This is a genomic window from Pelagerythrobacter aerophilus (genome assembly GCF_003581645.1).
GTDB lineage: Bacteria > Pseudomonadota > Alphaproteobacteria > Sphingomonadales > Sphingomonadaceae > Pelagerythrobacter > Pelagerythrobacter aerophilus.
Genome location: NZ_QXFK01000014.1, coordinates 652,992 through 670,925, shown reverse-complemented (window position 1 = coordinate 670,925; position 17,934 = coordinate 652,992). Strand labels below are relative to the sequence as shown.

Genomic DNA, 17,934 nt, shown 5'->3' with positions numbered 1-17,934 from the left:
TGAACCGCCCCGGGATTGCCGGAGGCCATTCGGTTTAAATTATGCCGCCATGGGCGTGTCGTCCAGCATGGCGTAGTATCGTGCTTCAGCTTCGGCAGGCGGGATATTGCCGATGGGCGCGAGCAGGCGCCGGTTGTTGAACCAGTCGACCCATTCGAGCGTGGCGTATTCCACGGCTTCAAATGATCGCCACGGACCTCGGCGGTGGATGACCTCGGCCTTGTAAAGGCCGTTGATCGTTTCGGCCAAGGCGTTGTCGTAGCTGTCGCCAACACTGCCGACCGATGGTTCGATCCCGGCTTCGGCAAGACGCTCGGTATACTTGATCGAGACATATTGGCTGCCACGATCACTGTGGTGGATCAGGCCGCCACGGTGAACAGGCCGTCGGTCATGGATCGCCTGCTCCAGGGCATCGAGTACAAAGCTGGCATGCGCCGTTCTGCTCACCCGCCAGCCCACGATATAGCGGGCGTAAACGTCGATCACGAAGGCGACATAGACGAACCCGGACCACGTCGCGACGTAGGTGAAGTCCGAGACCCACAGCATGTTGGGTGCCGGTGCATGGAACTGGCGGTTGACCTGATCGAGCGGACATGGCGCTGCCTTGTCGCTCATCGTCGTCTTCACCGGCTTCCCCCGGATCACGCCCTGCAGGCCCAGCTCACGCATCAGCCGTTCCACCGTGCAGCGGGCAATATCGAAGCCCTCGCGCTGCATCTGCCGCCACACCTTGCGATACCCGTAGACCTTGAAGTTGGCATCGAACACGCGCTGAACCTCGGGCTTCATTGCTTCGTCGCGCTGGGCGCGTGGTGACAGGCGCGACGGATCGCGGCGCTGTGCGACACGCTCGTGGTAGGTTGATGGGGCGATCGGCAGAACCCGGCAGATCGGCTCGACCCCATACTCACCCCGATGCTCATCAATGAAGCTGGTCATCGCTTGAACGGGCGGTCGAGCTCCGCCTGGGCAAAATATGCAGAGGCCTTGCGCAGGATCTCGTTGGCCTGGCGCAGCTCGCGGTTCTCGCGTTCCAGCGCCTTCAGCTTGTCTGCAACCTCCACCGGTACGCCGGCACGCTTGCCGCTGTTCACCTCGGCTTTCTTCACCCACTCCAGCAACGTGTGCCCTGAACAGCCAATCATCGCCGCTATGGATGTGATCGCTGCCCACCGGGATGGATGCTCGCTCTCTTGGTCCAGAACCAGGCGGACTGCCCGCTCGCGAACTTCCGGTGCAAACTTGTTCGTCGTCTTGCTCATCGTAGACCCTTCCTCTCAGGAGTTAGGGCCTCCGACAATCCCGGGGCGGTTCAGCTGTGAAGCTCCGGACAGGGCAAAGCTGACGGTCCGTTGGGTTTCTGCCTCGGCCAGTAGCCTCTCTTATTTTACACCAGACATGCCCCGCCACATTGCCGGCAAAATTCGCCGGTCATTTGTGCGGCGTCGATGCGATTTACACGGATGCCCTTCTGCAATATCCAGCAGTATATGAGCAAACGCGACCCTAACCTTGTCACTTCCGGCCTATCGGGTAGCCAATCGAAAGATGGGGTTTCTGTCGAGGTGAACATTTTTCGTCTGGAGGACGAAGGTCAATGGACCCTCGAAGTCGTCAATGAGAAGGGTACCTCGATCGTTTGGGATGACCAGTTCGCAGATGATGACGCGGCATTCAGGGCGTTCGAGCAGGTAGTCGCTGATGAAGGTATGGCGACCTTTCTTGATAGCGCCAATGTCATCCCATTTCCCGGCCAGTGAAAGTGACCAGAATTCCCGTGAACCAATCCGACGTATGAATCGTCTGACCGGCTTGGTTTCGGGCGCCGGTAGTTTAGCTGCCATATCGTGGCGAGTTCTGGGCCGCTTCGAGACAGTCTGGTTTCGGGAGCTTTCCTAAGAAAACGGACAATCCGGTCGCGATTCAAATCGCGGCGCCGTGTCCCATCCACATCGCATTCAAAGACAAGCCCACCAGCTAGCGACATAACTCACGTTCCCTGCCATTTCGAAGACAATGCCTGTCGCAATGAGGTGCAAGCGATCGCTGCCTTACTGATTTTTATCGGAATGGTTGCGCCTATCCGGTTTCGGCCTGTGCGTTACGGGCAGCAGCAATCGCCGCTGCAAGCTCTTTTGCTGGACCCACTCCCCAGTAGTGGAGGAAGTAAAACATCGGTTCACCGCCGATCATGTGGTTATGCAATGCTACGATATGGATATCCCGCTCGCGCAGTGCGCGGAGCACGGGCTGGACTTCGTCCTCGGTCATGATGAAGTCACCATCCACGGCGGCAAGGTCGTTGGTGCCCGAGAACGCCGCCCAGGTCGTAAGCCCCATCGAACCACCGATCTCAACGCCGTGCATGCGGCCTTGGCGAGCGAAGGTGTATTTCACGACACCATCGGCGATGCTTGGCTCGGTGCCCAAGATTTCGCTCAGCGCCAGGGCTTCGATCGTGCCGTTTGCATCCGGCGTCATGCCACCGAAACTGCGCTGCGGCGTCGGCGAGGCGGCGCGCACTTCCTTGATGGCATCCCAGACGGCTTTTACACCCGCTGCCATCTTGGCGGTTTCCCCATGCCCGCCGATATGCATAAAATAGACCGGCGGATCGTCGAATATGAAATGATTGTGCAGCGCGGTGACGGTCAACCCGTTGGCGAGGGCAGCGTCCATCGCGGCTGTTATCTCATCCTCGAATACGACCGTGTCGCCCATGACCATCACTCCGCCATCGACGGGTTTGAAGGCAGCCCATGAGCCGAGACCTGCCGGGGGATCGAGGCGCATGCCGTCGACCATCACCGGCACGTCGGCGCGCGTCCAACCGATGCGTGCGACCCCATCGTCGGTCATGGTGACCTCCGAGTGCGATGCCTCGAAAATCAGTGCCTCGAGATTGCCGAGATTATCCTGCGCGTGAAGAGCCGCCGACATCGCTGATAGCGATAGAGCCAAGCCGCCGACGAACAATGTTCTGCGTAATTGCTTCATCTTAGTTCTCCTTGGATGTGATTTCAGGTGCCAGCCATCATTGCGAGGTAATACAGCGACCCAATGAGTGCGCTCACGAAGAGAACGAGCAACATCCCGATCTTGAAGCGCAGCATGGCGATCAGGGCCGCAGCGGCAATGACGACGGAGGCGACGTCGATCGTGGCGAAGTCCGGCACGAGCAGGCGTGCGCCGTAACCTCGAACCTCGTCAAGCCGTGCGAAGGCAACGTGCAGCGCAAACCAGATGGCAAGGTTTAGGATCACACCGACGACTGCTGCCGTCACCGCCGAAAGCGCCGCTGTCAGAAGCTTCACGCCGCGCAGTTTTTCGATAAATGGCGCACCAAGGAAAATCCATAGGAAGCACGGCACGAACGTGACCCACGTGACGATGACCGAAGCCGCGATGCCCGATGCCACCGGGCCTAACATGTCTGCTTCGCGATATCCCCCCATGAACCCCACGAATTGGACGACCTGGATCAGTGGACCCGGCGTGGTCTCCGCCATGCCCAACCCATCGAGCATTTCACCGGGGGCAAGCCAGCCATGCGTCTGCACGGCTTCCTGCGCCATATAGGCCAGCACGGCATACGCGCCCCCGAATGTCACGACCGCGAGCTTGGAGAAGAAAACCGCCAGTTCCGTGAACACGTGATTTGGGCCAACAAGAAGGATCAGCGCAATTATGGGAGCTGCCCAGATGCTGCCCCAGATCAAGGCCGTGCGGACTGCTCCGCGCCATGTAGGCTGCGCTTTCGCCATACCGCCTGTATGAAGCACGGCTTCCGGCTCGCTCTCCCCGTCCTCGGTCGTTTCACGGGCGCGAATGACCAGAAACCGTGCAGGATCGAAATGCCCTCCAAGAAAACCGACCAGCGCGGCGGCCGCGATAATCAGCGGGAAAGGTGCATCGAATGCGAATATCGCCACGAAGGCTGCGGCGGCAATCAGATACATGGGCCAAGTTTTCAATGCCCTTTTCCCGATGCGCAGCAGGGCCTCGATGACTATGGCGAGCACCGCCGCCTTAATGCCGAAGAAAATCGCCTGGACGAAGCTGGCCTCCTGAAAACTGGCATAGAGCACGCTAAGCGCCATAATGCTGAGGAAGCCGGGAAGGACGAACAGGCATCCTGCGACGAGGCCACCGCGAACGCCGTGGAGCAACCAGCCAATATAGGTGGCAAGCTGCATGGCTTCCGGTCCGGGCAGGAGCATGCAGTAATTGAGCGCATGCAGGAACCGGTTCTCCCCGATCCAGCGCTTTTCATCGACTAGAATGCGGTGCATCACCGCGATCTGGCCCGCTGGTCCACCAAAGCTCAACGCGGCCACGCGCGCCCAGACACGCACCCCTTCGGAAAACGGGATCGGAGTTTGTTCTACGGAACCTGAATTAGCGGGAGAATTCATCAACGCGTCCTTCGCACACAGCTCATCGAGCCGGACTTGGGCGCATTGCCTTACCGGGCGCCGGAATAAGTGCCCGAAGTCAAACTGCTAGATCATTGATCTGGTGTTGTCAAAAGCCTTACGCGAACAGTCTGCCTTGCACTTGGAGAATGTCGGCTTTCGAGATCGGCATTTGTATCTCCGATTTCCGAATTGAGGGCACGAAGCCGCCCTCAGCTACTACCTAGTCCAGTGGCAGGTTTCAGGATCGCGACGAGACCGATCAAATGTCCAATATTGGGGCGCGAAGCCGACATAGCTCGAGTGCACTAGGAGCGCCGCGAAAGTTCCACGACCACGCTGGCTGCCAATGCATCTTCGGATTTCTCGCGTCGCTGCTGAACCGTCGACACCAGCTGACGCTTCGAGTGGTCCGGCATCCTGATGATGGCGGCGAGTACGATGGCCTTCATGAGATCAGGATGCATGGTCATTGCACAGCTTCTGCAGTCGGCTCATCTGAATTCTTCCGCCGTCTCTCAACCAGCGATCGGAGACTGGCAGTCAGCACAAGCGTCGAACTGCCCAGCTTGACGATCTCTATCTCGCCTTCACCGATGAGCACATAGAGGGTGCTGCGCCCGATCCCGAGATAGCGGCAGGCCTCGGGCACCCGCATCGCTATCGGTTCTATCGACTGACGCTGTCGTTGCTCGCGAAGATGGTCTGTCGTGCCTGCAGAAGGCATGCCGGTCGGTCCTTTCATCTATCGGGTGATGACGGACCGACCTGGGGGATCATGGAGGGGAGCAGACCGGCCCGCCATCGACAGCGAGTATCGCTCTATTGAGAGCTGGCGCGCCACATGACGTTTTTACGCTGGGGCAGCCTTTGGTGCGCTGGCGCGCCGCTCTTCTGGCAACTTAGGGTAAAGTGTATCCCAACGTGTCTTCGGGGACGAATGCGGATCTCATCTCAAAGGCTCATTTGCCAAGATACTTGCTCGATTTGGGAGGCGCCGTCGCTCTCTGCATTGAAAACAAAAGGATTTCATAGGGCAGCGCCAGCAGGGCAACATCAGCGCCGTCGGCAAATCATCAGCGAAACCAACCACCTGCACCCCGACCGACGGCGGTGCTTTTATCTCGCCATCCTATTTCCTACCCACCCCAAACGTCCACGGACACTTTATCTGAACAGCACGCGATGCAGCTTCGTTGCAAATGCGTGGCAATGATGTCGCGAAGCGAGCGCAGCGATTACAGCGCACCAAAAACGGCAGGCGTGCAGTCGGAATGCACTTCTACCAGCTCTGATCCGTCCGTTCGATTGCAAGCTCACCGGTCCATGGCTTGCAGAGACTGCGCGCCTCTCTTGTCGAGCCGTTGGTCCATTTCGACCAGTCGTCTTGCTCCAGCAGTACCGGCATCCGCGAATGGCATTCCGCAGCAATGCCAGCGCTGTCGGTCATCAACATCGAGTAGACGAGACCCCATTCGTCGCTGTTGCGCCACAGCCCTGCGGCTGCAAACAACTCGCTATCGGGACGGCTTAGCCAGGTGCGCGTCTTGCTTCCCGGTGTGCCCTCGGCTTCCGCCCATGCCGTCAACGGAATGAGGCAGCGGCGTTCCTCGAAGCTGTAGCGCCACATGTAGCTGTCGAGTTTGTCGGTGCGAGCGTTGTTGACCGGCTTCGGTTTGAGCGGCTCGCCGGTGCGCTTGCTTTTGAGCGACAACGGGAAACCCCAGGACATCTGCGAGAGCTTGCCATCTGCAATCACAGCACCGGGATATCCCGGAAACACTTCGTCCCCAAAGTTGGCATTGCCCAGTTGATCGGCTGCATTGAACCAGCGCGCGACCTCGTCGTTCGCCTTCGTCATTCGGTAGAGATTGCACATCGCAAAGCGCCTGCCGCGAGCATGTTTTACTGTCAATCGGCAGCAGGGTAGAAGTTTCGCATTGGCAATTAGTTCCTGTTATGTTCTAACTGCAAGAATGTTGATTCGACCTAGCGATACTGAACTTACCTATGTGATCGGGGCTGCACTCGGTACGGTCGAGACCTACGCGCTCCGCGATGTGCTTTCAGCAACGAGAGCGTTCAACCGGCGCGAAGCGGTCGAGACACTCACGGCAAGGATCGTCGAGGCGCTCGGGCCTTATGAAATTACCCGGGAGGCGGGGGAGGCCGGTTTTGACGACAAAACCCTGCCGCTTTTTCCAGAAACAGAACAGACAAATGTGCTCAGCGCTCCGTAATCTTGACGAATCTCGAGCCAAGATAGCAATTGTCTAAGAACCGTTCCCGGTCTCGGCTTTGAGTTTTTCCAATCGCTCAGAACACACTTCGTGGACGACGCGGCCCAGCTCTTCGACCTGCTCGCCGAGCCACTCAAGCTCCGCTTTCGTGATCCGGTAGTGTTTTGAGTAGCGCGCCTTCACGTACGCTTCTTTGAGTTTCTCAAAGCGGGCGCGGTCTCGCTTCGTATCGCGTGGCCAGACGTAGGTGAGGCGAGGATCGATGCGCTCAGCTTGGGTGCGAAGGAACCCGAGATTGTGCACGTGGGGTGTGTAGAACGTGCAGACCAGGAGCACGCAGTGATAGAGAAACTCGGAAGTTTGATGAAGGTCGAAGGCAGCGGGTTTGAGGAAGCCTCGCTCCCTGCCAAGTTTCGAGAGTTCAAAGCGCTGGATAGCCGTTGGAAACCACTCGTCGAAATACTCCTGCGCCATTGCTAGCGCTTGGTCGGGAGTCTTGGGTTTAGGCGTATGCAGCTCGGTGTCGTCCGACTGGTAGAGCGCGACTCCATCCTGCTTAACGTCCATGAAGAAATAGCGGCCATGGGCGAGACCGTCGTTCACCTCCTGCAAGGTGTGGACGATGAAATTTACCGGCGTGTGGAGCGTGCCCGTCACGCCGTATTCTCGCATCAGGCGGTCATCGACCTTTGCCCAGTATTTCACTCTGTCGGTGAGCCGCTTGTCATTGACGATGATCAGTAAATCATAATCCGACTGGTAGCCTTTGGCGGTATGCGGCTCGTCGACCCAGGTACCGCGTGCGTAGCTTCCGTAAAGGATGACCTTGAGGATACGCCCGGCTTTCTTCCAGTCGTGCTTAGCCAGTGCGAAGGCATCCTCGAACTCTTCGAAGATCAGCTGAACGACGCGTTCCAGCTCGCGCTGTTTTTGCGGGGGCAGGTGATCGAGATCGGTCTTCATCAGTCAGTTCCTAGCAAGTCGCTGGAATGGTTGCACCTGCTGACCATGATTCATCCGCAAAACTCGCTCATTGGGCACAGTGATTCAGCGGAGCCCGTATACGTCAATACCAAGAAATGGGGATGGGCGTTCATAGACCCATTCCCAGATGCTGGTACGCTGGTGTGGAACAGCAAAGAGCTTCTTTTGAGGTAGTGCTTCTTGGCACTTCGAACGGGCTGGGATAAGAAGGAAAGGCGCTCTACCAAGCCCCGAAAAATTCAGTTTCAAAGCTCAAAAGCTGAACCGAACTACACTTATATGAACAAAAATGTGGGGGAGAGTGTGGGGTAGAGTTTACGCTGCCTATGAGTACTAAATTGATTTCAAAACGTTAATTGCTAGGTTCGATTCAAGCCCTGCCACCACGCCTTCCCGCTCATCGGCAAGCAGGCATAAAAGACCCCGCCGAAGCGGGGCCAGGTTCTTGCCTTGTGTCTTGGCCTAAACGCTGATGGGCAAATCCTGCAGGCGGCTGTTGGAGCCTTCCGTCGCGTTCATTGCGCGGAGTATGCCCGGGGCGGCTTTCTCCAATGCCTTCACCAGTCCGGGCGGCGGCTCAGTGGAACGCTGAGGTTCGCCTTTGGCTTGTGCCGCCGCCGAGGAGACGGCGGCCAAGCCCGCTGTCGCTCCCAATAGCCCAATGAGCATGGTTGGCTTTCGCATATTGTCACTCCATTCTGACGCCCCCGATCACAGAATGCCGCGCCGCGAAGCCCGTGCCTTCCGAAGCGGCGGGTCGTGCGACTTACTCGGCTGCCGGAGCGGTGCGGATTTCCGGGCGGGACGTGACGTTCCGGAGGCGCGGCTAGGTGGTCCCGAGCGCCGCCGCAGTGTCGGTGCTTGCCGGTCCCCGCGGACGGCTTTAGTTGAGCGCAATGCAGCCCACCCATCGTCCCGTGATTTCCGCGACCGGCCTGTTCACGCCGGAAGAGAGCATTTCCAACGAGGAACTGGTCGCCAGCTTCAACACCTACGTCGAGCGATTCAACGCACGAAATGCGGAGGCAATCGCGGCGGGCGAGATCGAGCCGCTGGAGCCGAGCTCGGTCGAGTTCATCGAGAAGGCCAGCGGAATCAAGGCGCGCCACGTGATAGCGAAGGCGCCGGTGCTCGATCCGGAAATCATGGCGCCGCGGTGGGCGGAACGGGCGAACGACGAGCTCTCGATCCTGGCCGAGATCGGGGTGAAAGCGGCCCGCGAGGCGCTCGAGCGGGCAGGGCGCGATGCCGCCGATGTCGATGCGGTGCTGTGCGCCGCGTCGAACATGCAGCGCCCCTATCCGGCGATGGCGATCGAGATCCAGCAGGCGCTGGGCATCGAAGGCTTCGGCTTCGACATGAACGTCGCTTGCTCCTCGGCGACATTCGGCATCCAGACCGCGGCTGACTACATCCGTGCCGGCAATGCGCGTTCGGTGCTGGTCGTCAGCCCGGAGATCACCAGCGGCCATCTCAACTGGCGCGACCGCGACAGCCATTTCATCTTCGGCGACGTCGCCACGGCCGTGCTGGTGGAGGACGCGGCCATGGCGCCGACGCAGCACTGGGACATCCTCGGCACCCGGTTGAAGACGGTTTTCTCGAACAATATCCGCAACAACTTCGGCTTCCTCAATCGCGCGCATCCCGAAACTGCGGATCGGCCCGATAAGCTCTTCGTCCAGCAGGGACGAAAGGTGTTCAAGGAAGTCGTGCCGATGGTCTCGCAGATGATCCTGGACGAGGCCGAGCGGCTGGAGATCGATCCGCAGGGGTTGCGCCGCCTGTGGCTCCACCAGGCCAACACCGGCATGAATCGTCTGATCGCGCACCGGGTCCTGGGGCATGAAGCGAATGAGGATGAAAGTCCGACGGTGCTCGACACCTACGGCAACACGTCGAGCGCGGGCTCGATCATCGCGTTTCATCTTCACAGCGACGATCTCGCACCTGGCGATACCGGGCTGATCTGCAGTTTCGGAGCGGGCTATTCGGCCGGAACCGTCTTCGTCCGCAGGATCGGCTGAATCCGCGCCGCGGACGCCGCGACCCGCGCGTCCCACCACTTGAAGATCCAGTCGGAAGCGCGCCACAGCATCGCCACCAGCACCACCGAGACCAGTCCGTCGACCGCATAGTGGTAGGCGAGGTGGACCGAGCCGATCCAGATGGCGACGAAGAACGCGAGGAACCAGCGTCCGACCATGGGCGACACGCGGCGGGTGGCGAGCCAGAACAGGAATGCGATCGCCACATGCATCGAGGGCATGGCGGTGATCCCGCTGCCGAGCCCATCGGCATCGGCCAAATGCCAGTCGAGCAGCATTTCCTGCACCGATAGCGTCATCACCGGTATCTGGCCGTCGGCCGCGCGAAGATAAGCCATCTGCGCATCGAACGCCGGATCGCCGAACAGCGGCCCCACGAAACAGGGGCCGACCGAAGCGAGCAGGGTCGCAACACCCCCGCCGATCACCGACCATGCCAGCACATAGGTGAGGAAGAAGCGGCGGCGGATCGCGGGATCGATCGCGGCGAAGGCGAAATAGAGACAGCCGAGGTAGAGCAGCAAAAGCCAGGCATGATAGAGAAACGCGAGCGCGGCCGTAATCGGCGGATAGCCCACCAGCGGCTGCAGCACCTGCCAGGCATCGTGACCGAAGAAGATCGCGCGATCCCAGGCGATAAACCGGGCATCCCAGGTGTAGTCGTTGAACAGTGGAATCGCGGCTTTCATCTTGGAGAAGAACGGCATCAGCAGCACGCAGAGCGCGAGCAGGGGCGTCCCGGCGAGCCATCGCTGTGCGGCTGTGGGCCCGGCGTAGCGCCGGTGCAGCGCTGCGATCGGTTCGCTGGGCCGCCGGCGCGCGAGGTACACGGCGGTGTCGACCGAGAGCCAGGCGATGATCGCGACCAGATAGAGCCACGCGTTGGCCGCGGCGGGTTCGGCATCCAGGCTTATGCCCTTGCCCGTCAGCAGGACAACGCATAGCGCGAACAGCGCCAGAGCGATCCCGTAGATCGGAACCTCGCCGATCCAGCGGCGGATGCTTTCGTCGCGCATGCTCATCGACCGGAGGCGATAGTGCGAGATGGTAAGCATCGTCCTAACGCGCCGGTGCGGCGTCGTGCCGCTTGTTTGGATGGATGCGAGTCTCTAGATGGCGGGGATGGCTGGTGAATTGGTCGACAACAAGGGACGCGGTGATGTCGCCTGGCAATGGCCGGCTATTCATCCCGAAGGGCGCAAGTTTGGACTGATCGCGGTGGGCATCAGCCTGCTCGCGGCATTCCTGGCGTGGGAGACGATCGCCTGGCCGATGGCGTTCCTCTCACTCGGCGTCTTTGCCTTTTTTCGCGATCCCGAACGCGTCGTCCCGCAGGACGAGCGGGCGATCGTCTCGCCCGCTGACGGGCTCGTTTCGCTCATCACGCAAATGGAGCCGCCGGCAGAACTGACGATGGACGATGGCAGCGGAACGCCGGCGCTTCCCAATCAGCCCGTCACGCGCATCTCGATTTTCATGAGCGTGTTCGACGTGCACATCAACCGCGCGCCGATCGGCGGCACGGTGCGGCGGCTGGTCTATATTCCGGGCAAGTTCGTCAACGCCGACCTCGACAAGGCGAGCGAGGAGAACGAGCGCCAGCATATCCTGATCGAGCGGCAGGACGGCGTGGCGATCGGCTTTACGCAGATTGCCGGGCTGATCGCGCGGCGGATCGTGCCGTTCGTCAAGCCGGGCGACACCCTGGCGGCGGGCGCGCGCGTCGGCCTGATCCGCTTCGGCAGCCGGGTCGATGTCTATCTCCCCGCCGGAACCGATTCCAAGGTCCTGGTGGGGCAGAAGGTCATCGCGGGCGAGACGATTCTCGCGGAGATCGGCGAGCAGAAGCTGATCGAGGGTGTCGCGCAGTGAGCGAAGACTATCCGCGCATCGGCCCCAAGGCAGCGGAAGACGAAATACCCATGGCCCGCGGCGTGCGGGGCCTTTCGCTGCGTGCGGTATTGCCCAACGCGATCACCGCTGCTGCGCTTTGCTCGGGCCTGACCGGGATCCGTTTTGCGATCTCGGATAACTGGCGGCTTGCGATCGTGGCGGTCATCCTCGCCGGCGTGCTCGACGGGATCGACGGACGGATCGCCAGGCTGCTCAAGGCCCAATCGCGATTCGGTGCCGAACTGGACAGCTTGGCCGACTCACTTTCCTTCGGCGTCGCGCCGGCGCTGATCTTCTACCTCTGGACCTTGCAGGATCTGCCGCGGCTGGGCTGGTTCGCCGCGCTCGCCTTCGCGATCTGTTGTGCGCTGCGCCTGGCGCGGTTCAACGCCCAGATCGATGTGGACGAGCAGCCGCACAAGTCGGCCGGCTTCCTTACCGGCGTTCCCGCGCCGGTGGGGGCGGGGCTGGCGTTCCTGCCGTTCTATCTATGGATGGCGACCGGGTGGGAGGGCTTTCGCGAGCCCGTGGCTTGCGCGATCTGGATGGTGGCGATCGCCTTCCTGATGATTTCCAACATCGCGACGCTGAGCTGGACCTCGATCCGACCGCGGCGCAACGTCAGGCTGGAACTGATCGCCGGGGTCGGAATCCTCTTCGCCGCCTTGCTACTCGAGCCCTGGTGGACGCTGGTCGCGATCTGCGTCGGCTATCTCGCGATGATGCCTTACGCGCTGGTGCGCTATTCGCGGGTCAGGCGGCCGCGGGCAGCGGCGCCTGCATCCGGGCCGGCACCTGCCGCTGCGGACGACCACCTGCTCGACTGATCGGGCGAGGGCGCCACGCGGGGAGCGGCTCGTTCTCCGGCACATTCACGATCACGGTATGGACGCGGCTGACGGACTGTTCGGCCTGCGCCATTTCCCGGCGGAGACGCGCGAACGCTTCCCGACCGCGAATGAAGCTGTCCGCCAGCACTACGGCTGCACCCACGGTGGCGGACAGAAACAGTGCAAACAGAGTGACGCCGAGCATGATTTCTGATCCTTGCGAATGCGATCCCGTGGCTGTTGACAGACTGTGGGTTCGCTGTGGATAACCAGTGCGTCGCACGACTCGTTCCGGGCGACAGGGGCTAATGTTCCCCATTTGTTCCTACATGTCAAGCGCTATTGCGCTCGGGTCCGCAATTCACGCGGCGAATCGAGGGTGGATTCTTCCTGCGATCCCGGGTAAGGGCGCGCCCGCGGGGCGATTCCGGACCTCTGTTTGTCCGGTTTCTCTCACGCAAATCCACATGGAGAGCGCCACATACCGGTGCCTGCCGCGGGATCTCCGCACGGGTTCCAGCTCTCCAGAGGCTCAACCGGAAAGGAAATACCTATGGCGGCTTCTACCGTCACCATGCAGCAATTGATCGAGGCCGGCGCTCACTTCGGCCACCAGACCCACCGCTGGAACCCGCGCATGAAGCCGTACATCTTCGGCGCGCGCAACGGTGTCCACATCATCGACCTGTCGCAGACCGTGCCGCTGTTCTCGCGCGCGCTCGACTTCATCGAATCGACCGTGCGTTCGGGCGGCAAGGTGCTGTTCGTCGGCACCAAGCGTCAGGCGCAGGAGCCGATCGCCGAAGCCGCCCGCGCGGCGGGCCAGCACTTCGTCAATCACCGCTGGCTGGGCGGTATGCTCACCAACTGGAAGACGATCTCGGGCTCGATCAAGCGCCTCAAGACGCTGGAAGAGCAGCTTTCGGGCGACACGTCGGGCTTCACCAAGAAGGAAGTCCTCCAGCTCACCCGCGAGCGTGACAAGCTCGAGCTCTCGCTGGGCGGCATTCGCGACATGGGCGGCATTCCCGATGTCATGTTCGTGATCGACGCGAACAAGGAAGACCTGGCGATCAAGGAAGCCAACGTGCTCGGCATCCCGGTCATCGCGGTGCTCGATACCAATGTCGATCCGAGCGGCATTGCCTTCCCGGTGCCGGGCAACGACGATGCCAGCCGTGCCGTGCGTCTCTACTGCGACGCCGTGCGCGACGCTGCGCTCGCCGGCCGCGGCGGCAAGGTGGCCGATTCGGGTGACGACGTCGGTGCGATGGACGTGCCGCCGGCAGAGGCCGCGGCTTCCGAAGCGGCCGCCTGAGCTTCCATACGGCCGTCACAAACACGACCTAGTGCGCCGGGCCGGAACACGGGCCCGGCGTCCACAGATTATCAAAGGAAACGACAATGGCTGCATTCACCGCCGCTGACGTGAAGGCCCTGCGCGAGAAGACCGGCGCGGGCATGATGGACGCCAAGAAGGCGCTCGAGGAAACCGGCGGCGACATCGAAGCCGCCGTCGACGCGCTGCGCGCCAAGGGCCTCGCCACCGCCCAGAAGAAGTCGAGCCGCACGGCGGCCGAGGGTCTCGTCGGCGTCGCCGTCGAAGGCACCCGCGGCGTCGCGGTCGAGGTCAACTCGGAAACCGACTTCGTCGCCAAGAACGACAAGTTCCAGGACTTCGTGCGCAAGGCGACCGAAGTCGCGCTCGGCGTCGAGGGTGACGATATCGAGACGCTGAAGGCGGCCGCCTATCCCGACGGCGGCACCGTGACCGACAAGCTGACCGACAACGTCGCGACGATCGGCGAGAACCAGCAGCTCCGCCGTATGAAGACCGTCTCGGTCGCCAACGGCGTGGTCGTGCCTTACGTGCACAACGCCGCTGCGCCGAATCTCGGCAAGATCGGCGTGCTCGTCGCCCTCGAGAGCGAGGCCGATGCCGCTACGCTCGAGACGCTCGGCAAGCAGCTTGCCATGCACATCGCCGCCGCGTTCCCGCAGGCGCTCGACGCCGACGGCCTCGACGCCGACGTGATCGAGCGCGAGCGCAAGGTCGCTGCGGAGAAGGCGGCCGAGAGCGGCAAGCCGGCCGAAGTGCAGGCGAAGATGGTCGAAGGCGCGGTGAAGAAGTTCGCCAAGGAAAACGCGCTGCTCAGCCAGCTCTTCGTAATGGACAACAAGACCCCGATCTCTGACGTCGTCGCTAAGGCCGGCAAGGACGCGGGCAGCGAGATCGTGCTCAAGGACTATGTCCGCTTCCAGCTCGGCGAAGGCATCGAGAAGGAAGAGAGCGACTTCGCAGCCGAGGTTGCCGCCGCCGTCGCCGGCTGACCGGCCGCACAAGCGAGCGAAATGCGCGGCCGCCGGACTTCGGTTCGGCGGCCGTTTTCGTATGCGCCGCACCCACTTGCAGGCTTTCAGCGGCCCGCCGGGACGACTTCTATCAGCCACATCTCGGGCCGGGAGAACAGGCGGAACGGGAGCACACTGGTGCCAAGACCCGCGGTCGTGACGAGCAGGTTCCCGTTCTCGCGCACCGTGCCGCAGGCGTAGCGGTCGCCATAGGCCGACATCGTTGCTGGCGAGCCGCCCCAGGGATAGCGGATCTGCCCGCAATGGGTGTGCCCCGCGAGCATGAGCCCGAAACCGGCCGGCAGGTCGGGGAAGGGATCGGGGCTGTGACTGAGCAGGACCCGGCCGCCACCGAGCCGGTCCACCGCCGCGAGCGCCGCGGATGGATCGGCATGGCCGGTATAATCGTCGTCGATCCCGCCGATCGCGAGCGGACCGGCGCGCACGGCCGCGTTGGCAAGCACAGTGAACCCGGCCCGCTCCAGCTCGCGGCGGACGGCTGCCACGCCGAACCAGTGATCGTGATTGCCGGGCACTGCGATCTTGCCGAGCGGCGCCTTCAGCGCGGCGAGCGGGGCGATCGCCTCCGCCGCCGAATAGAGCCGGGTCGCCGTGCGTTTCTCGCTGACGAAATCGCCTGCAATCAACACCACGTCGGGCTGGAGCCGGTTCGCCTGCTCGACGATCCGCGCAAGCCGTTCGGGCGGCATGTCGGGGCCTGAGACGTGAATGTCCGAAAGCAGCAGCAGACGCATCGGCGGTGTGCCGGCGGGCAAGCCGTCGAGCCGGGCGGTGAGGCGCATGATTTCGGGCTCGGCGGCCGTGTCGCTCCATGCCTTCGCAGCCAGCGCCGCCGCTGCGGCCAGCAGCACCACGAACACCCAGCGCAGCGTGCGCCACCGCGATCCTCTTCCCATCACCGGCTTTCCCTTTGCGCACGGGGGGCGAGGCGGCTAAGGACGCCGGCAACCCGCAAGTGAATCCGGAAACCCCATCGCCCATGCCATCCCCCAAATACAAGCGCATACTGCTCAAGCTTTCGGGCGAGGTGCTGATGGGGGATCAGCAGTTCGGCATCGATCCCGCCTTCGTCTCCGAACTGGCGCAGGAAGTGAAGGCGGCCAAGGATACCGGGCTTGAACTGTGTCTGGTGATCGGCGGCGGCAACATCTTCCGCGGGATGGCCGGTGCGGCGCAGGGCATGGACCGCGCGCAGGCCGACTACATGGGCATGCTGGCGACGGTGATGAACGCGCTGGCGATGCAGAGCGCGCTCGAACAACTCGGCGTCCCGACCCGCGTGCAATCCGCGATCGAGATGGACAAGGTGTGCGAACCGGTGATCCGTCGGCGGGCCGAACGGCATCTGGAAAAGGGCAGGGTGGTGATCTTCGCGGCCGGCGTCGGCGCACCCTACTTCACCACCGACAGCGGCGCCGCGCTGCGCGCTGCCGAAATGCGCTGCGATGCTCTGTTCAAGGGCACCAGTGTGGATGGAATTTACGACGCGGACCCGAAGACGAATGCTTCAGCAAAACGTTTTGATACGGTCAGTTACGACAAGGTTCTGGCAAACAATCTCAAGGTGATGGACGCTTCCGCCGTGGCGCTGTGCCGCGACAACGGGATCCCGATCGTGGTCTTCTCGATCCGCGAAAAGGGCAATCTGGCGCGGGTGCTCGCCGGCGACGGCGTCCGCACGGTAGTGAAAGAGGAAGCCTGACAAATGGCGAAGTACGACAAGAGCGACATCGAGCGCAGGATGCAGGGCGCGGTGGAAAGCCTGAAGAGCGATCTTTCGGGCTTGCGCACAGGCCGCGCCAACACCAGCCTGCTCGATCCGGTGCAGGTCGAGGTCTATGGCGCGATGATGCCGCTGAACCAGGTGGCCACGGTCAACGCGCCCGAACCGCGCATGCTGGCCGTGCAGGTGTGGGACAAGGCCAACGTGACGGCGGTGGAGAAGGGGATCGCGCACGCGAACCTCGGCCTCAACCCGATGACCGACGGGCAGACGATCCGCCTGCCCATGCCCGATCTGACGGAAGAGCGCCGCCGCGAACTGGCCAAGATCGCCGGCAAGTATGCGGAAAACGCCAAGATCGCGATCCGCAACGTGCGCCGCGACGGCATGGAAGCGCTCAAGGAAGACGAGAAGAAGAAGGAAATCTCCGAGGACGAGCGCAAGCGCGGCGAGGACGAAGTGCAGAAGCTGACCGACAAGTACGTCGCCGACGCCGATGCCGCCGCTGCGCAGAAGGAGAAGGAAATCCTGACCCAGTGAGCGGGATCGGGCGGCCTATCCCCTTCTCTTCAGAGGAAGGGCAGTGAGACTTGGCAAACCGAAAGTGAGCCTGGCCGGAGCGGAGTGGTGCGGATGCCGCACCCGCCGCTCCGCGCCGTGCCGTCACTCGTTGGCTCCTTCGTGCGACGAGGAGGGTGGAAATGGCTGACGGCGTAGCCGCACAGGCCCGCCATGTCGCCGTGATCATGGACGGCAACGGCCGCTGGGCGAAGCGCCGGCACCTGCCGCGCGCGCTGGGGCACCAGCGCGGCGTGGAGGCCGTGCGCACACTGGTGCGCAGCCTCTCCGAAACCGGCATCGAATGCCTGACGCTCTACGCCTTCAGTTCCGAGAACTGGAAGCGCCCGGGCGAAGAGGTCGACGACCTGATGAACCTAATGCGCAAGTTCGTGAAATCGGACCTGCCGGAGTTTATCGCCAACGACGTCAAGCTCAAGATTATCGGTGATTGGCAGGGGCTTGCGCCCGATATCGTCGAGATGCTCGAAGATGCGCTGGAGAAGACCAGCGGAGGTGCGCGCACGCTGGCCGTCGCGCTCAACTACGGCTCGCAGCAGGAAATCGCGCGCGCCGCGGGGAAGGCGGCGGCCGAAGGCCAGATCACGGCCGAAACGATCGCCAAGCACCTCGACACCGCCGACCTGCCGCCGCTCGACCTGCTGATCCGCACGAGCGGGGAGGTGCGGCTGTCGAACTTCCTGCTGTGGCAGGCGGCCTATGCCGAGATGATCTTCGTCGATACGCTATGGCCCGACTTCACGCCCGAGCACTTGCGGAACGCGCTGGACGAATTCGCGCGGAGGGAGCGCCGATATGGCGGGCGATGACCCTTTCCTCCCCCTCAGCGTTGCATCAGACGAG

At 62.2% G+C, this 17,934-nt stretch carries 20 protein-coding genes and 1 other annotated feature; of the genes, 11 read left to right on the top strand and 9 right to left on the bottom strand.

From position 1 onward, the window contains the following. Nucleotides 1–39 precede the first annotated feature (39 nt). A protein-coding gene (locus D2V04_RS07245; RefSeq protein WP_119511571.1) for an IS3 family transposase occupies nt 40–1,268 on the bottom strand; the annotation gives its coding sequence in 2 pieces (ribosomal slippage) (nt 40–980 and nt 980–1,268; 1,230 coding nt in all). Further along, nucleotides 871–987, bottom strand: a sequence feature (AL1L pseudoknot). Its footprint overlaps the gene before it by 117 nt. Before the next feature lie 228 nt (nt 1,269–1,496). On the opposite strand from D2V04_RS07245, the gene D2V04_RS07240 reads away from it, so the two are divergent. Further along, on the top strand, nt 1,497–1,766 hold the full coding sequence (locus D2V04_RS07240) for a hypothetical protein (protein WP_119512645.1): 270 nt from the start codon (nt 1,497–1,499) through the stop codon (nt 1,764–1,766). A gap of 319 nt (nt 1,767–2,085) precedes the next feature. Here D2V04_RS07240 and D2V04_RS07235 read toward each other — a convergent pair whose 3' ends face one another. From D2V04_RS07235 to D2V04_RS07220, 5 genes are all read right to left on the bottom strand, one after another. Continuing rightward, entirely contained in the window at nt 2,086–3,003 is a 918-nt protein-coding gene (locus tag D2V04_RS07235; protein ID WP_225081837.1) for a DUF1259 domain-containing protein, read from the bottom strand. Nucleotides 3,004–3,026: 23 nt separating this feature from the next. Next, nucleotides 3,027–4,421 (bottom strand): chromate efflux transporter, encoded by a 1,395-nt coding sequence (gene chrA / locus D2V04_RS07230; RefSeq protein ID WP_119512568.1) that lies wholly within the window; start codon nt 4,419–4,421, stop codon nt 3,027–3,029. Nucleotides 4,422–4,729: 308 nt separating this feature from the next. Beyond that, nucleotides 4,730–4,894 carry a hypothetical protein gene (locus D2V04_RS17915; RefSeq protein ID WP_182849688.1) on the bottom strand — a complete coding sequence of 55 codons (165 nt, stop codon included), beginning with the start codon at nt 4,892–4,894 and terminating at the stop codon, nt 4,730–4,732. Next, nucleotides 4,891–5,166 (bottom strand): helix-turn-helix domain-containing protein, encoded by a 276-nt coding sequence (locus D2V04_RS07225; protein WP_228766303.1) that lies wholly within the window; start codon nt 5,164–5,166, stop codon nt 4,891–4,893. The genes D2V04_RS17915 and D2V04_RS07225 overlap by 4 nt, the downstream gene beginning before the upstream one ends. A 537-nt stretch (nt 5,167–5,703) precedes the next feature. Then, complete coding sequence (locus tag D2V04_RS07220; RefSeq protein WP_119512567.1) at nt 5,704–6,300, bottom strand: SOS response-associated peptidase; 597 nt, start codon at nt 6,298–6,300, stop codon at nt 5,704–5,706. A gap of 97 nt (nt 6,301–6,397) precedes the next feature. On the opposite strand from D2V04_RS07220, the gene D2V04_RS07215 reads away from it, so the two are divergent. Beyond that, nucleotides 6,398–6,661, top strand: coding sequence for a hypothetical protein (locus D2V04_RS07215; RefSeq protein ID WP_119512566.1), 264 nt, complete (start codon nt 6,398–6,400; stop codon nt 6,659–6,661). Between the two features lie 33 nt (nt 6,662–6,694). Here D2V04_RS07215 and D2V04_RS07210 read toward each other — a convergent pair whose 3' ends face one another. After that, nucleotides 6,695–7,624 (bottom strand): HEPN domain-containing protein, encoded by a 930-nt coding sequence (locus D2V04_RS07210; RefSeq protein ID WP_119512565.1) that lies wholly within the window; start codon nt 7,622–7,624, stop codon nt 6,695–6,697. A gap of 917 nt (nt 7,625–8,541) precedes the next feature. Here D2V04_RS07210 and D2V04_RS07200 point away from each other — a divergent pair. Beyond that, entirely contained in the window at nt 8,542–9,672 is a 1,131-nt protein-coding gene (locus D2V04_RS07200; protein WP_119512563.1) for a beta-ketoacyl-ACP synthase III, read from the top strand. Here D2V04_RS07200 and D2V04_RS07195 read toward each other — a convergent pair. Next, entirely contained in the window at nt 9,633–10,715 is a 1,083-nt protein-coding gene (locus D2V04_RS07195) for a phosphatase PAP2 family protein (protein ID WP_182849687.1), read from the bottom strand. The genes D2V04_RS07200 and D2V04_RS07195 overlap by 40 nt on opposite strands. A 100-nt stretch (nt 10,716–10,815) precedes the next feature. Between D2V04_RS07195 and D2V04_RS07190 the strand changes: the two genes are divergently transcribed. The 5 genes from D2V04_RS07190 (at nt 10,816) to tsf (ending at nt 14,747) form a co-directional block, all read left to right on the top strand. Next, entirely contained in the window at nt 10,816–11,565 is a 750-nt protein-coding gene (locus tag D2V04_RS07190; RefSeq protein WP_119512561.1) for a phosphatidylserine decarboxylase, read from the top strand. 50 nt (nt 11,566–11,615) lie between these two features. After that, entirely contained in the window at nt 11,616–12,413 is a 798-nt protein-coding gene (pssA, locus tag D2V04_RS07185) for a CDP-diacylglycerol--serine O-phosphatidyltransferase (RefSeq protein WP_119512643.1), read from the top strand. 58 nt (nt 12,414–12,471) lie between these two features. Then, complete coding sequence (locus D2V04_RS17910) at nt 12,472–12,630, top strand: hypothetical protein (RefSeq protein ID WP_182849686.1); 159 nt, start codon at nt 12,472–12,474, stop codon at nt 12,628–12,630. Nucleotides 12,631–12,969: 339 nt separating this feature from the next. After that, a complete protein-coding gene (gene rpsB / locus D2V04_RS07180) occupies nt 12,970–13,734 on the top strand; it encodes a 30S ribosomal protein S2 (RefSeq protein ID WP_119512560.1) in 765 nt (254 codons plus the stop codon). 86 nt (nt 13,735–13,820) lie between these two features. Further along, nucleotides 13,821–14,747, top strand: coding sequence for a translation elongation factor Ts (gene tsf / locus D2V04_RS07175; protein ID WP_119512559.1), 927 nt, complete (start codon nt 13,821–13,823; stop codon nt 14,745–14,747). A gap of 86 nt (nt 14,748–14,833) precedes the next feature. Here tsf and D2V04_RS07170 read toward each other — a convergent pair whose 3' ends face one another. Then, a complete protein-coding gene (locus tag D2V04_RS07170) occupies nt 14,834–15,685 on the bottom strand; it encodes a metallophosphoesterase (protein ID WP_228766302.1) in 852 nt (283 codons plus the stop codon). An 83-nt stretch (nt 15,686–15,768) separates the two neighbouring features. Between D2V04_RS07170 and pyrH the strand changes: the two genes are divergently transcribed. The 3 genes from pyrH to uppS all read left to right on the top strand — a co-directional run bounded on the left by pyrH (nt 15,769) and on the right by uppS (nt 17,900). Next, nucleotides 15,769–16,491, top strand: coding sequence for a UMP kinase (gene pyrH / locus D2V04_RS07165; RefSeq protein WP_119512641.1), 723 nt, complete (start codon nt 15,769–15,771; stop codon nt 16,489–16,491). 3 nt (nt 16,492–16,494) lie between these two features. Next, a complete protein-coding gene (gene frr / locus D2V04_RS07160) occupies nt 16,495–17,052 on the top strand; it encodes a ribosome recycling factor (protein WP_119512558.1) in 558 nt (185 codons plus the stop codon). Between the two features lie 161 nt (nt 17,053–17,213). Continuing rightward, a complete protein-coding gene (uppS, locus tag D2V04_RS07155; protein WP_119512557.1) occupies nt 17,214–17,900 on the top strand; it encodes a polyprenyl diphosphate synthase in 687 nt (228 codons plus the stop codon). Nucleotides 17,901–17,934: the final 34 nt, after the last annotated feature.

Bases quoted from the DNA above. Each gene is read 5' to 3' on its own strand.
- D2V04_RS07240 (WP_119512645.1), top strand. From the start codon at position 1,497: ATGAGCAAACGCGACCCTAACCTTGTCACTTCCGGCCTATCGGGTAGC.
- D2V04_RS07235 (WP_225081837.1), bottom strand. From the start codon at position 3,003: ATGAAGCAATTACGCAGAACATTGTTCGTCGGCGGCTTGGCTCTATCG.
- chrA (WP_119512568.1), bottom strand. From the start codon at position 4,421: ATGAATTCTCCCGCTAATTCAGGTTCCGTAGAACAAACTCCGATCCCG.
- D2V04_RS17915 (WP_182849688.1), bottom strand. From the start codon at position 4,894: ATGACCATGCATCCTGATCTCATGAAGGCCATCGTACTCGCCGCCATC.
- D2V04_RS07225 (WP_228766303.1), bottom strand. From the start codon at position 5,166: ATGAAAGGACCGACCGGCATGCCTTCTGCAGGCACGACAGACCATCTT.
- D2V04_RS07220 (WP_119512567.1), bottom strand. From the start codon at position 6,300: ATGTGCAATCTCTACCGAATGACGAAGGCGAACGACGAGGTCGCGCGC.
- D2V04_RS07215 (WP_119512566.1), top strand. From the start codon at position 6,398: ATGTTGATTCGACCTAGCGATACTGAACTTACCTATGTGATCGGGGCT.
- D2V04_RS07210 (WP_119512565.1), bottom strand. From the start codon at position 7,624: ATGAAGACCGATCTCGATCACCTGCCCCCGCAAAAACAGCGCGAGCTG.
- D2V04_RS07200 (WP_119512563.1), top strand. From the start codon at position 8,542: ATGCAGCCCACCCATCGTCCCGTGATTTCCGCGACCGGCCTGTTCACG.
- D2V04_RS07195 (WP_182849687.1), bottom strand. From the start codon at position 10,715: ATGAGCATGCGCGACGAAAGCATCCGCCGCTGGATCGGCGAGGTTCCG.
- D2V04_RS07190 (WP_119512561.1), top strand. From the start codon at position 10,816: ATGGCTGGTGAATTGGTCGACAACAAGGGACGCGGTGATGTCGCCTGG.
- pssA (WP_119512643.1), top strand. From the start codon at position 11,616: ATGGCCCGCGGCGTGCGGGGCCTTTCGCTGCGTGCGGTATTGCCCAAC.
- D2V04_RS17910 (WP_182849686.1), top strand. From the start codon at position 12,472: ATGGACGCGGCTGACGGACTGTTCGGCCTGCGCCATTTCCCGGCGGAG.
- rpsB (WP_119512560.1), top strand. From the start codon at position 12,970: ATGGCGGCTTCTACCGTCACCATGCAGCAATTGATCGAGGCCGGCGCT.
- tsf (WP_119512559.1), top strand. From the start codon at position 13,821: ATGGCTGCATTCACCGCCGCTGACGTGAAGGCCCTGCGCGAGAAGACC.
- D2V04_RS07170 (WP_228766302.1), bottom strand. From the start codon at position 15,685: ATGGGAAGAGGATCGCGGTGGCGCACGCTGCGCTGGGTGTTCGTGGTG.
- pyrH (WP_119512641.1), top strand. From the start codon at position 15,769: ATGCCATCCCCCAAATACAAGCGCATACTGCTCAAGCTTTCGGGCGAG.
- frr (WP_119512558.1), top strand. From the start codon at position 16,495: ATGGCGAAGTACGACAAGAGCGACATCGAGCGCAGGATGCAGGGCGCG.
- uppS (WP_119512557.1), top strand. From the start codon at position 17,214: ATGGCTGACGGCGTAGCCGCACAGGCCCGCCATGTCGCCGTGATCATG.